The sequence below is a fragment of the Acidovorax sp. Q11 genome (assembly GCF_054950075.1).
This window is the reverse complement of the sequence record NZ_JBUDZG010000006.1, coordinates 160,011-172,057: the sequence shown is the minus strand read 5'-3', so window position 1 is coordinate 172,057 and position 12,047 is coordinate 160,011. Positions and strand designations below refer to the sequence as shown.

The following is a 12,047-nucleotide window of genomic DNA, read 5'->3' as shown; positions in this document are numbered from 1 at the left end:
GCACAACTGCGCTGCCGTAGCGGCTGTCACTTGTGCAACCCGCGTTCGTCCGGTTCGTCTGTCGAGGTGCTGATCACGCTGCTGTGCTGCCCCTTGGCCTTGCGCCAGGCATACACGGCGTAGCCAGAAAGGCCATAAAAAACGAATACACCGAACAGCACGATGGGCGGATGGATGTTGATGACAGCAATACCCAGCGCAATCAGCACGATGGCGGCAAAGGGCACGCTCTTTTTCATCTGGATGTCCTTGAAGCTGTAGAACGGCACGTTGGTCACCATGGTGAGCCCCGAGTACAGCGTAAAAGCGAACATCAACCAGGTGATCTGCGACCAGGTGAGCCAGGAATCCTCGCCGGGCTGCACACCCAACTCAGTCATCAGCCAGATGAAACCAGCGACCAGCGCTGCAGCAGCAGGGGAAGGCAGGCCCTGGAAGTAGCGCTTGTCCACCACCCCCGTGTTCACATTGAAGCGCGCCAGCCGCAAAGCCGCACAGGCGCAGTACACAAAGGCAGCAATCCAGCCCCAGCGCCCCAGACCCTGCAGCGACCACTCATAGGCAATCAGCGCGGGCGCGGCGCCAAAGGACACCATGTCGGACAGCGAATCCATCTGCTCGCCGAACGCGCTTTGCGTATTGGTCATGCGGGCAACACGCCCGTCCAGGCTGTCTAGCACCATCGCGCAGAACACCCCCACGGCGGCCATGTCGAAGCGACCATTCATGGCCATGACAATGGAATAGAACCCCCCGAACAAGGCGGCCAGCGTGAACAGGTTGGGCAAGATGTAAATGCCCTTGCGCCGTTTGCGCACCATCACACCAGGGTTGTCGGTGGATTCATTGCCGTCATGCATCAAAAAGACCTCCAGCGCCCGCCCATCAAGCGCAAGCCGCTATTTAATTTATAGTTTTTCGCACGGGCCCGCAGCGCCCGAAGGCCACCACACGCTCAAAAAGCGAAGGCCGCAGTGTAGCGCCTGCCCACCGGCGCGCCCGGCAACAAAAAAGGCCACAGAAGTGGCCTTTGGATGCTTCGCTCGGAAGTATCAGTTGCGGGTCTGGTCAACCAGCTTGTTCTTGGCGATCCAGGGCATCATGGCGCGCAGTTGGCTGCCGACCTTCTCGATGCTGTGATCGGCGGTGTTGCGGCGGCGGGCCGTCATCGATGGGTAGTTCAGGCGGCCTTCCTGGATGAACATCTTGGCGTAGTCACCGTTCTGGATGCGCTTCAGGGCATTGCGCATGGCTGCGCGCGACTGCTCGTTGATCACCTCAGGGCCGGTCACGTACTCGCCGTACTCGGCGTTGTTCGAGATCGAGTAGTTCATGTTGGCAATGCCGCCTTCGTAGATCAGGTCCACAATGAGCTTGAGCTCGTGCAGGCATTCGAAGTAGGCCATTTCAGGGGCGTAGCCGGCTTCGACCAGGGTTTCGTAACCCATCTTGATCAGCTCGACGGCACCGCCGCACAGCACGGCCTGTTCGCCGAACAGGTCGGTCTCGGTTTCTTCCTTGAAGTTGGTCTCGATGATGCCGGCCTTACCGCCGCCGTTGGCAGCTGCGTAGCTCAGGGCCAGGTCACGGGCCTTGCCAGACTTGTCCTGGTGCACGGCTACCAGGTGGGGCACGCCGCCGCCCTGGGTGTAGGTGTTGCGCACGGTGTGGCCTGGGGCCTTGGGGGCCACCATCCACACGTCCAGGTCAGCACGGGGCACGACCTGGTTGTAGTGCACGTTGAAACCATGGGCGAAGGCCAGCGATGCGCCTTGCTTGATGTTGGGTTCGACGTTGTTCTTGTACACGGCTGCGATGTCTTCGTCGGGCAGCAGGATCATGACCACGTCAGCGGCCTTCACGGCGTCGTTGACTTCCAGCACGTTCAGGCCAGCCTTGCCGACCTTGTCCCACGATGCACCGCCCTTGCGCAGGCCGACCACCACCTTCACGCCGCTGTCGTTCAGGTTTTGTGCGTGGGCATGGCCCTGCGAGCCGTAGCCAATGATGGCCACGGTCTTGCCCTTGATCAGGCTCAGGTCGGTATCTTTGTCGTAGAAAACTTTCATGGGTCGCTCCGGTTGAAATGCGTTGTTGGGGGTTGAAATGGGAAAAACGGGGTGAATTGTCTTACACGCGCAAAATGCGCTCGCCCCGGCCGATGCCGCTGGCGCCCGTGCGCACGGTTTCCAGGATGGCCGTGCGGTCGATGGCTTGCAGGAAGGCGTCGTTCTTGGACTGATCGCCCGTCAGCTCGATGGTGTAGCTCTTTTCGGTCACGTCGATGATGCGGCCACGGAAGATGTCGGCCATGCGCTTCATCTCCTCACGTTCCTTGCCGACGGCGCGCACCTTCACCATCATCAGCTCGCGCTCGGTGTAGGCACCTTCGGTGAGGTCCACCACCTTCACAACTTCAATGAGGCGGTTCAGGTGCTTGGTGATCTGCTCGATCACGTCGTCGGAGCCCGTGGTCTGGATGGTCATGCGCGAGAGCGATGCATCCTCGGTGGGCGCCACGGTGAGCGATTCGATGTTGTAACCACGGGCCGAAAACAGGCCCACGACGCGGGAAAGAGCACCGGGCTCGTTTTCCAGCAAGACAGCAATGATGTGTTTCATAAGATGAGATTCCTCTTTTCGCTGCCCTCCCCCGCGCACGGTAATGCGCAGACTCGGCAGGCAATAGATTCGTCAAAAAACAATAGCTATTAAATTAATAGCTATCAGCGCTTGATGGACAGGCGCAGAAGGCCGATTTCGCTTCTTAAAGGTCTTCCGACCCCAGCAGCATCTCGGTAATGCCCTTGCCAGCCTGCACCATCGGGAACACGTTCTCGGTGGGGTCGGTCCGGAAGTCCAGGAACACGGTGCGGTCCTTGAGCTTGCGGGCTTCGCGCAGGGCGGGCTCGACATCCTTGGGGTGCTCGATCAACAGGCCCACGTGGCCATAGGCCTCGGCCAGCTTCACGAAGTTGGGCAGCGCATCCATGTAGCTGTGGCTGTAGCGGCCGGAGTATTCGATCTCTTGCCACTGGCGCACCATGCCCAGGTAGCGGTTGTTCAGCGAGCAAATCTTGATCGGCGTGTTGTACTGCAGGCAGGTGGACAGCTCCTGGATGTTCATCTGCACCGAGCCTTCGCCAGTGATGCAGAACACCTCGGATTGCGGCTTGGCCAGCTTGATGCCCATGGCGTAGGGGATGCCCACGCCCATGGTGCCCAGGCCGCCGGAATTGATCCAGCGGCGCGGCTCGTCAAAGCGATAGTACTGCGCGGCCCACATCTGGTGCTGCCCCACGTCGGACGTGATGTAGGTGTCAGCGTCCTTGGTCATGTTCCACAGCGTCTCGACCACGTACTGGGGCTTGATGACATCGGGGCCACCCATGTCGTACTTGAGGCAATCGCGCTTGCGCCAGCCTTCGATGGTGTCCCACCAGGCGGCCAGCGCGCCCGTGTCGGGACGGGTGCTGCTCTCGCGGATCATGGAGATCAACTCGGTGAGCACATCCTTCACGTCGCCGACGATCGGGATATCGACCTTCACACGCTTCGAGATACTCGACGGGTCGATATCGACGTGGATGATCTTGCGGTCGTTCTGTGCAAAGTGCTTGGGGTTGCCGATCACGCGGTCATCAAAGCGCGCGCCCACGGCCAGCAGCACGTCGCAGTTCTGCATCGCGTTGTTGGCTTCGATGGTGCCATGCATGCCCAGCATGCCCAGGAACTTGCGGTCCGACGCGGGGTAGGCACCCAGGCCCATCAGCGTGTTGGTGACCGGGTAGCCCAGCATGTCCACCAGCGTGCGCAGCTCGTTGGTGGCGTTGCCCAGCAGCACGCCGCCGCCGGTGTAGATGTAGGGGCGCTTGGCCGCCAGCAGCAGTTGCAGCGCCTTGCGGATCTGGCCGCCGTGGCCCTTGCGCACGGGGTTGTAAGAGCGCATCTCCACACTTGTGGGATAGCCGCTGTAGGGCACCTTCTTGAAGGAGACGTCCTTGGGCACGTCCACCACCACGGGGCCAGGGCGGCCGGTGCGGGCGATGTGGAAGGCCTTCTTCATCGTGGCGGCCAGATCGCGGGCGTCCTTGACGAGGAAGTTGTGCTTGACGATGGGGCGCGTGATGCCGACGGTGTCGCACTCCTGGAAGGCATCCAGCCCGATGGCGGGCGTCGGCACCTGGCCGGAGATGATCACCATGGGGATCGAATCCATGTACGCCGTGGCGATGCCAGTCACCGCGTTGGTAAGGCCCGGGCCGGACGTGACCAGCGCCACACCCACTTCACCCGTGGCGCGGGCATAGCCGTCGGCGGCATGCACGGCAGCCTGCTCGTGGCGCACCAGCACGTGCTGGATGGTGTCTTGCTTGTAGAGCGCGTCGTAGATGTAAAGGACTGCACCACCGGGGTAGCCCCAGATGTACTGGACGTTCTCGGCCTGAAGCGACTTGATGAGGATCTCGGACCCCATGAGGTCCTGTGAGCCGGAAGCGGGGGAGGTGTTGCCCTGCGAAGCAGCGGCAGCTGAAGAGATTTCAGCCTTGGAGATTTCCATGATCGATCAACCTTTGTGAATTTCTCTGACGAAAAACCTTGGGTGCTCCTCGCACGCGCTCTTGTGAAGCCAGCTTAGAACTTGAGGCCAAGGACATGAGCGGGATGATTGCCCGCCGGACCGTGACCCGTTTGCCTTTTGAATTGCAACACGAATTATCGCACTGCAACACACTCAAAACCTACCCCGGCCGAAAAAAACCCCTGCGGATGCGATAATCACAGGCTTTACGGTGCCTGACAGCCACAATTCGCAGCGTTTTGTGCACCGCCCACCCCGGACCGCCCCGTCTTGGCCACCGAACAAGAACTCTCCGATTTCCTCAAAAGTGTAGAAAAGCGCGCATTCAAGCGCTCGCTCTACCACGTTCGCAATGAGGAAGCGGCGCTGGACATCGTGCAGGACAGCATGCTCAAGCTGGCCGAACACTACGGGGACAAGCCTGCAGCAGAGCTGCCCATGCTGTACCAGCGCATACTGTCCAACTGCACGCTGGACTGGTTCCGGCGCCAAAAGACACGCAATGCACTGTTTTCGAGCATGAGCGACTTCGAAGGCCCCGGCGAAGATGGCATGGATTTTGATCTGCTGGAAGCCTACTCCGGCCCGGACGATGGCGACAAGGCCGAAAGTGCGGAAGACCTCACCCGCAGGGCCCAGATCTTTCGCGGCATCGAAGCCGAAATCGCCGAACTGCCACCACGTCAACGGGAAGCCTTCCTCATGCGTTACTGGGAAGAAATGGATGTAGCAGAGACGGCAGCCGCCATGGGCTGCTCGGAAGGCAGCGTCAAAACACACTGCTTTCGCGCCATACAAACCCTCAGCAAGGCACTGAAGGCCAAAGGAATCGAGCCATGAAGAACACTACACAGCACCCAACGACCTCCGCCGAAGCGGCTGCCGAGCGTTTTGCGCTGCGCGTGACGGCCCGCCTGTCCAGCGGCACGGCTGAACTGCCTTATGACATTTCCGAACGCCTGCGCGCCTCGCGCATGCAGGCACTGGCCAAACGCAAGGTGACCGCCCCTGTACGGCGCACGGCGCCAGCCACTGTGGTGGTAGGTGTTGGCTCTGCGGCCACCCTGGGCCGGGGCAGCGAGGGCGGCGGCTGGTGGAATGCCTTGGTGTCGGCTGTTCCGCTGCTGGCCTTGGTGGTGGGCCTGGTGGTTATCAATGCCGCCCAGGACGAGCACAGCGCCAGCGATGTGGCCGAGGTGGATGCGGCCTTGTTGACCGACGACCTGCCACCGGCGGCCTACGCCGATCCAGGCTTCGTACAATTCCTCAAGACCTCTGCGCAGGCCAACTGAACTGCCTGAACCAGGACTGCATGCCCCCACGCCCCCCCGACGCTCCCACCCCCTTGCCAGCCTTTGTGCTGGCTTTGGCGCTTCTGGGCGCGTTCGTGGCCATCGGTGGCCAGGTGTGGATGCAGATGCGCATGGCCCCCGGGACGCTGTTGCCCGCCGGTGCAGAAGCCGCCGTGGCAAGCCCCAACAATGCGCGCACGCCAGTCACTTCGGGCACGGCCCTGCAGCCCCAGGCTGAATCGGGCCCGGGCTGGGAAACCCTGAACACGCCCCAAAAGCTGGCCTTGTACCCGCTGGCCGAACGTTGGGCCCTCATCAGCGAAGCACAAAAACGCCGCTGGCTGACCCTGGCATCCAACTACTCCACCCTGTCGGAAGACGAGCAAAAGAAGTTTCACGACCGCATCACCGACTGGGCCAGCCTGAGCGCCCAGCAGCGCAACCAGGCGCGGCTCAACTACGCCGTCACCAACCGGCTGGCACGGGATGACAAGCGCGCGCAGTGGGAGGCTTACCTAGCTCTGTCCGAGGAAGAGCGCCATGCGCTGGCAGCCCGGGCCGTGCCCAAGCCTGCGGGTGCAGCCACGGCCTTGCGCCCCGTCTCGCCCAAGAAGCTGGCGCAGGTGCCTGCAGCGACCGAAGCCAACCCCAGCCGCCCGAACGCGCCCAAGATTCCCCCTGTGACCGATCACAGCCCCCGGGTGGCCGCCCCCGTAATACCCATGCCTTCTTCGGCGGGCACCCCACCTCTGCCCGCCAGCACTGCATCCACCGCCACCGGCGTGGAAACCGCGCCCGTGGCCGTTCCGGTGGCCGTGCCTGCCCCGCTGCCGCCCCTGGGCACGGGCCCGGCCGAGTCACCCGCCCACGCGGCACCGCAACCCGTCACGCCCGACACCTCAGGCCTGTATCCTCAGTAGGTTTGCAACCTGCCCGGCCCCGATAGGCCTGACAACTGGAATGCCCGCATCGCCCTCCCCCCACTCCCCGCAGGCTGACGCCCGCACTGCACTAGCCCCCCTGCCAGAAGCCACCGTGCCCAACCTGTGGCGGCGCATGGCCTGCTGGCTGTATGAAGGCATGCTGATGTTCGGCGTGGTGTTCATAGCGGGCTACCTGTTTGGCACGCTCAGCCAGACCCGCAATGCCATGGACAACCGCCATGCGCTGCAGGCGTTTCTGTTTGTGGTGTTCGGTATCTACTTCACCTGGTTCTGGGCCAAGGGCCAGACCCTGGCCCAGAAAACCTGGCACATCCGGGTAGTAGGCCTCGACGGCCGACCCATCACCCAGGCGCGTGCGCTGTTGCGCTACGTACTGAGCTGGCTGTGGTTCCTGCCCCCCCTGGCCGCCTACCTGTTTGGCGTGCCCGCACTGGAAGTGCTGGTGCTGCTGGGCGGCTGGGTCGCCATCTGGGCCATCCTGAGCCGCTTTCACCCCACCCGGCAGTTCTGGCACGACGCACTGGCGGGCACCCGGCTGATGCACTACGAAATCCCGAAAAAATAAGCCCATGCCCGCATCCCCCTCTCCGTCGGCAGCTCCTGCCAACCCCCAGAAGACCCGCACAGGCCTGAACCGCATCTGGCACGCCGCAGGCTATTCCATCGAAGGGCTGCGCGCCGGCTGGAACGAAAAAGCCTTCCGCCAGGAGGCCATCGCCGCCATGGTGCTGCTGCCGCTGTCGCTCTGGCTGGGACGCAGCTGGGTCGAGGTGGCGCTGCTCGCCGGTTCGGTCGTGATCGTGATGATTGTGGAACTGCTCAACACCGGCATCGAGACCGCCATCGACCGCATCGGCCCCGAGTGGCACGACCTCTCCAAGCGCGCCAAGGACATGGGCAGCGCGGCCGTGCTGCTGGCGCTGCTGCTGTGTATCGGCATCTGGGCTGCAGCTCTTTTCCAGAGGTTTTTCCATGGCTGAACCGGCTTTTTCCGTCTGTGTGTACTGCGGCTCGCGCCCCGGCGAGAACCCTGCTTTTGCCGATGCTGCGAAGGCCGTTGGCACCTGGATCGGCCGCCATGGCGGCCAGCTGGTCTATGGCGGAGGCCGCAGCGGGCTCATGGGCACCGTGGCCGAGGCCACGCGCCAGGCCGGTGGCCGTGTGGTGGGCGTGATCCCCCAGGCGCTGGTGGACAAGGAACTGGCCAACCGGGCATGCGACGAGCTGCACATCGTGCAGACCATGCACGAACGCAAGGCCATGATGGCCGAACGCAGCGACGCCTTCATCGCCCTGCCCGGAGGCATCGGCACCTTTGAAGAACTGTTTGAAGTGTGGACCTGGCGCCAGCTGGGCTACCACGACAAGCCCCTGGGCCTACTCAATGTGGCGGGCTACTACGACGCCCTGATGGGCTTCCTGAACCACAGCGTGGCCAGCGGGTTCATGGGCGAGTGGCAGATGGGCCTGCTGCACGCGTCTGCCGATGCCGAGGCGCTGCTGCGCACCCTGGTGCAGTCAGCCGGGCCCGACCACGCCCCCGTGCCACTGCGCGATGTGATCTGACCCCAGCAAGGCGGCCACCCATAAAAAAGGGCGGATGAGGAATCCGCCCTTTTTTTGCTTTCTCGATGGGTCTACGGCCATGGCCTCATCAGGCCAAAGCCGGAACCCATCAGCGTCAGACCGCCGCGTCGTCCAGATCCCCAGTGCGGATGCGCACCACACGCTCCACGGCGGTCACAAAAATCTTGCCATCGCCGATCTTGCCCGTGCGCGCCACGTTCACGATGGCGTCCACGCAGCGGTCCACATCTTCAGTCTTCACCACGACCTCGACCTTTACCTTGGGCAGGAAGTCCACCACGTACTCGGCGCCACGGTACAGCTCGGTGTGGCCCTTCTGGCGGCCAAAACCCTTCACCTCGGTCACGGTGAGGCCGGTCACGCCACATTCGGCCAGGGCTTCGCGGACTTCTTCGAGCTTGAAGGGCTTGATGACGGCGGTGATCATTTTCATGGCGGGTCTCCTGAAGGATGTGAAAGATAGAGGAAAGCAGGGGGCGCGGCGGCGGAGCGGTCAAAAAACCACCGTCAGGCGCGGAATTTATTGGTGATAGGGTAACGCCAGTCCTTGCCGAAGCTGCGGCGTGTCACTCTAATCCCTACGGGCGCCTGGCGGCGCTTGTACTCGTTGAGCTTGATGAGCCGTGTGACCCGCTCCACATCGGCGTGCGCAAAGCCGCTGGCAATGATGGATTCGATGGGCTCATCGTTCTCCATGTAGCGCGCCACGATGGCGTCCAGCACCTCATAGGGCGGCAGGCTGTCCTGGTCCTTCTGGTCGGGCCGCAACTCGGCGCTGGGCGGGCGGGTGATGATGCGCTCGGGGATCGGGTTGGCGCCCGTGCCATACGGGTCGTTGGCATTGCGCCAGCGCGCCAGATCAAACACCCGCGTCTTGGCCACGTCCTTGATCACCGCAAAGCCACCCGCCATGTCGCCGTACAGCGTGCAGTAGCCGGTGGACATTTCGCTCTTGTTGCCCGTGGTGAGCACGATGGCGCCAAACTTGTTGGACAGCGCCATGAGCAGCGTTCCGCGGATGCGCGCCTGCAGGTTCTCTTCGGTCGTGTCTTCAGCCAGCCCCGCAAAATCGCTGGCCAGCGCGGCCTTGAAGGCCTCGAACTGGGGCTTGATGGAGATCTCGTCATAACGCACGCCCAGGCGCTCTGCCATGTCGCGTGCATCGATCCAGCTGATGTCGGCCGTGTAAGGCGACGGCATCATCACCGTGCGCACCTTGTCGGCCCCCAGCGCATCCACGGCAATCGCCAGCACCAGGGCCGAGTCGATGCCGCCCGACAGGCCCAGCAGCGCACCGGGGAAGCCGTTTTTGCCCACGTAGTCGCGCACGCCCAGTACCAGCGCGTCCCACAGGTCGGCCTCCAGGCTTTTCTCGGGCGCAATGTTCGCTTCAATTTTGATAGCTGCTTGCGCTTGATGGACGCTCGCAAACACCAGTTTTTCTTCAAAACCTGGCGCCCGCCCCGCCACCGAGCCATCGGCGTTCAGCGCAAACGAACGGCCTTCGAACACCACCTCGTCCTGCCCACCCACCAGATGGGCGTAGACCAGCGGCAAGCCCGTCTCGACCACACGCTCGCGCATGGTGGCCTCGCGCTCGGCGCTTTTGCCCAGATGGAAAGGCGAGGCGTTGATGACCGCCAGCAGCTGCGCGCCCGCCGCCGCCGCGCTGCGCGCAGGTTCGGCAAACCACGCGTCTTCGCAAATCAGCACGCCCACGCGCACGCCCTCCACCTCAAACACGCAGGGCTCTGTGCCCGCCACGAAATAGCGGCGCTCGTCAAACACTTGGTAATTGGGCAGCTCGCGCTTGGCGTAGGTCTGCTCGATGTGGCCGTCACGCAGCACGCTGGCCGCGTTGTGGCAAGCGCTGAACGCGGGCGCATCCGGCGCCAGGGCCTGCGGATGGCCCAGCACGATGGCCAGGCCCTTCAACCCCGCAGTCTCGCGGGCCACGGTTTTCACGGCATCATCACAGGCCGCAATGAAGGCGGGCCGCAGGAACAGGTCTTCGGCCGCATAACCGCAAATGGCCAGCTCGGGGGTCAGCAACAGCCGAGCGCCCTGGGCGTGGGCCTCGCGGGCGGCGGCAATGATCTTCTGCGCATTTCCGGGCATGTCGCCCACGACAAAGTTGAGCTGCGCAGTGCAAATGGAGAGCGTCATGGAACTGGAGTCGGCACTTTTGGCCGGGTTGGATACCGCCCATGCAGCCCCGGGCTGCGGTGGGCAACACGGGGGAACGCATGGCTGAGGAAGCTGCCATTATCGCCCGCGTACTCGCGTCCCCGCTGGACGTGGATGCTGCGGCCTGGAACGCCCTGCTGGCACAACAAAGCCACCCCACGCCCTTCCTGCGGCACGAGTACCTGGCCGCCCTGCACGAGAGCGGCAGCGCCACGCCCCGCACGGGCTGGGTGCCGCGCTTCATGACCCTGTGGGAGGGCGACACCCTGGTGGCGGCCTGCCCTCTGTACCTCAAAAACCACTCGTACGGCGAATACGTTTTCGACTGGGCCTGGGCCAGCGCCTACGAGCAGCACGGCGTGCCCTACTACCCCAAGGCCGTGGTCGCCGTGCCCTTCACGCCCGTACCCGGCGCACGACTGCTGGCGCGCGACGGGGCCACGCAGGCGCTGCTGCTGCAGGCGGTGCGCCAGTGGTGCAAGCAGGAAGGCGTCTCGTCGGTGCACATGCTGTTTGCGAGTGGCGAGGATGTGCAGACCAGCGCTGAGCAGGGCCTGATGCTGCGGCACACCGTGCAATTTCACTGGAAAAATGTGGCCCCAACGCTCGGCACTGGCGTCTCCTCGCTGCCCCAGGCTGGGGAAGGGCCCCCGGCTTCGCCGGGTCGTGGGGCGCTCGCCGCCTTGGGGCGGCCCGGCGGCAGCTCGAACCACTTCACCGACTTCGACCACTTCCTCGCCAGCCTGTCCCAGGACAAGCGCAAGAAGATCCGCCAGGAGCGCCGCCGCGTGGCAGAGGCCGGGGTCCGCTTCCGCTGGTCGCGGGGTGCCGACATCAGCGCGGCCGACTGGGATTTTTTTTATCGCTGTTACGAGCGCACCTACCTCGAACACGGCAACCCGCCCTACCTCACACGGGACTTCTTTGCCCGCATGGCGGCCCACATGCCCGAGGCCTGGCTGCTGTTTGTGGCCGAGCGTGATGGGCGCCCTATTGCTACCAGTTTGATAGCTATTGGGGCAAGCCCATCAGGCGGTAACGGCCAAAAAGACCAAAACCTGGTGGCCTATGGCCGCTACTGGGGCGCTTTGGAACGTGTGGACTGCCTGCACTTCGAGGCCTGCTACTACCAGCCGCTGCAGTGGTGCATAGACCACGGCGTACAGCGGTTTGAAGGTGGCGCCCAGGGCGAACACAAGATGGCCCGCGCCCTGCTGCCCGTGCAGGCCACCAGCGCACACTGGCTGGCCCACCCGGCTTTTGCCGATGCGGTGGAGCGTTTCCTGGAGCGCGAGGGCGCGGGGGTTGAAGGCTATCTGCAGGAGCTGCAGGCGCGCAGTCCGTTTAAAGCGATGGCCTGAGAACCTGTTTAAAACAAAAACTTTTCTGGGATCGCGTTCGAGGCCGTGCGGCCCCCCGCCCCAGGCGCCGCGCTGGCGGGTGCCGCAGCGGGGG

General features: G+C 63.6%; 13 protein-coding genes. 7 read left to right on the top strand and 6 right to left on the bottom strand.

Annotated elements, in window-relative coordinates:
• Window positions 1-26: 26 nt before the first annotated feature.
• From pssA to ACYZGB_RS07770, 4 genes are all read right to left on the bottom strand, one after another.
• Window positions 27-860, bottom strand: a complete 834-nt coding sequence (gene pssA / locus ACYZGB_RS07785) for a CDP-diacylglycerol--serine O-phosphatidyltransferase (RefSeq protein WP_462387674.1) — start codon at window positions 858-860, stop codon at window positions 27-29.
• 192 nt (window positions 861-1,052) lie between these two features.
• The gene (gene ilvC, locus ACYZGB_RS07780; protein WP_056638514.1) at window positions 1,053-2,069 is read right to left on the bottom strand and encodes a ketol-acid reductoisomerase; all 1,017 of its coding nucleotides are present in this window, start codon (window positions 2,067-2,069) and stop codon (window positions 1,053-1,055) included.
• 61 nt (window positions 2,070-2,130) lie between these two features.
• Window positions 2,131-2,622: an acetolactate synthase small subunit gene (gene ilvN / locus ACYZGB_RS07775; protein WP_015013659.1), complete on the bottom strand. Its 492-nt coding sequence runs from the start codon at window positions 2,620-2,622 to the stop codon at window positions 2,131-2,133.
• Window positions 2,623-2,767: 145 nt separating this feature from the next.
• Entirely contained in the window at window positions 2,768-4,561 is a 1,794-nt protein-coding gene (locus ACYZGB_RS07770) for an acetolactate synthase 3 catalytic subunit (protein ID WP_462387673.1), read from the bottom strand.
• A gap of 291 nt (window positions 4,562-4,852) precedes the next feature.
• Here ACYZGB_RS07770 and ACYZGB_RS07765 point away from each other — a divergent pair, with 291 nt between their 5' ends.
• The 6 genes from ACYZGB_RS07765 to ACYZGB_RS07740 are packed head-to-tail and all read left to right on the top strand — an operon-like array spanning window position 4,853 to window position 8,384.
• Window positions 4,853-5,422 carry an RNA polymerase sigma factor gene (locus ACYZGB_RS07765; protein ID WP_063459591.1) on the top strand — a complete coding sequence of 190 codons (570 nt, stop codon included), beginning with the start codon at window positions 4,853-4,855 and terminating at the stop codon, window positions 5,420-5,422.
• Entirely contained in the window at window positions 5,419-5,874 is a 456-nt protein-coding gene (locus tag ACYZGB_RS07760) for a DUF3619 family protein (protein WP_462387672.1), read from the top strand. Before ACYZGB_RS07765 ends, ACYZGB_RS07760 begins: the two co-directional genes overlap by 4 nt.
• Before the next feature lie 20 nt (window positions 5,875-5,894).
• The gene (locus ACYZGB_RS07755; protein ID WP_462387671.1) at window positions 5,895-6,794 is read left to right on the top strand and encodes a DUF3106 domain-containing protein; all 900 of its coding nucleotides are present in this window, start codon (window positions 5,895-5,897) and stop codon (window positions 6,792-6,794) included.
• A gap of 40 nt (window positions 6,795-6,834) precedes the next feature.
• Window positions 6,835-7,383 (top strand): RDD family protein, encoded by a 549-nt coding sequence (locus ACYZGB_RS07750; protein WP_462387670.1) that lies wholly within the window; start codon window positions 6,835-6,837, stop codon window positions 7,381-7,383.
• Window positions 7,384-7,387: 4 nt separating this feature from the next.
• On the top strand, window positions 7,388-7,798 hold the full coding sequence (locus tag ACYZGB_RS07745; protein ID WP_462387669.1) for a diacylglycerol kinase: 411 nt from the start codon (window positions 7,388-7,390) through the stop codon (window positions 7,796-7,798).
• On the top strand, window positions 7,791-8,384 hold the full coding sequence (locus tag ACYZGB_RS07740) for an LOG family protein (RefSeq protein WP_462387668.1): 594 nt from the start codon (window positions 7,791-7,793) through the stop codon (window positions 8,382-8,384). The genes ACYZGB_RS07745 and ACYZGB_RS07740 overlap by 8 nt, the downstream gene beginning before the upstream one ends.
• Before the next feature lie 115 nt (window positions 8,385-8,499).
• Here ACYZGB_RS07740 and ACYZGB_RS07735 read toward each other — a convergent pair whose 3' ends face one another.
• The gene (locus ACYZGB_RS07735) at window positions 8,500-8,838 is read right to left on the bottom strand and encodes a P-II family nitrogen regulator (RefSeq protein ID WP_007857855.1); all 339 of its coding nucleotides are present in this window, start codon (window positions 8,836-8,838) and stop codon (window positions 8,500-8,502) included.
• A gap of 74 nt (window positions 8,839-8,912) precedes the next feature.
• The gene (locus tag ACYZGB_RS07730; protein WP_462387667.1) at window positions 8,913-10,571 is read right to left on the bottom strand and encodes an NAD+ synthase; all 1,659 of its coding nucleotides are present in this window, start codon (window positions 10,569-10,571) and stop codon (window positions 8,913-8,915) included.
• Window positions 10,572-10,651: 80 nt separating this feature from the next.
• Here ACYZGB_RS07730 and ACYZGB_RS07725 point away from each other — a divergent pair, with 80 nt between their 5' ends.
• Entirely contained in the window at window positions 10,652-11,953 is a 1,302-nt protein-coding gene (locus ACYZGB_RS07725; protein WP_462387710.1) for a GNAT family N-acetyltransferase, read from the top strand.
• Window positions 11,954-12,047: the final 94 nt, after the last annotated feature.

Bases quoted from the DNA above. Each gene is read 5' to 3' on its own strand.
- pssA (WP_462387674.1), bottom strand. From the start codon at position 860: ATGCATGACGGCAATGAATCCACCGACAACCCTGGTGTGATGGTGCGC.
- ilvC (WP_056638514.1), bottom strand. From the start codon at position 2,069: ATGAAAGTTTTCTACGACAAAGATACCGACCTGAGCCTGATCAAGGGC.
- ilvN (WP_015013659.1), bottom strand. From the start codon at position 2,622: ATGAAACACATCATTGCTGTCTTGCTGGAAAACGAGCCCGGTGCTCTT.
- ACYZGB_RS07770 (WP_462387673.1), bottom strand. From the start codon at position 4,561: ATGGAAATCTCCAAGGCTGAAATCTCTTCAGCTGCCGCTGCTTCGCAG.
- ACYZGB_RS07760 (WP_462387672.1), top strand. From the start codon at position 5,419: ATGAAGAACACTACACAGCACCCAACGACCTCCGCCGAAGCGGCTGCC.
- ACYZGB_RS07755 (WP_462387671.1), top strand. From the start codon at position 5,895: ATGCCCCCACGCCCCCCCGACGCTCCCACCCCCTTGCCAGCCTTTGTG.
- ACYZGB_RS07750 (WP_462387670.1), top strand. From the start codon at position 6,835: ATGCCCGCATCGCCCTCCCCCCACTCCCCGCAGGCTGACGCCCGCACT.
- ACYZGB_RS07745 (WP_462387669.1), top strand. From the start codon at position 7,388: ATGCCCGCATCCCCCTCTCCGTCGGCAGCTCCTGCCAACCCCCAGAAG.
- ACYZGB_RS07740 (WP_462387668.1), top strand. From the start codon at position 7,791: ATGGCTGAACCGGCTTTTTCCGTCTGTGTGTACTGCGGCTCGCGCCCC.
- ACYZGB_RS07735 (WP_007857855.1), bottom strand. From the start codon at position 8,838: ATGAAAATGATCACCGCCGTCATCAAGCCCTTCAAGCTCGAAGAAGTC.
- ACYZGB_RS07730 (WP_462387667.1), bottom strand. From the start codon at position 10,571: ATGACGCTCTCCATTTGCACTGCGCAGCTCAACTTTGTCGTGGGCGAC.
- ACYZGB_RS07725 (WP_462387710.1), top strand. From the start codon at position 10,652: ATGGCTGAGGAAGCTGCCATTATCGCCCGCGTACTCGCGTCCCCGCTG.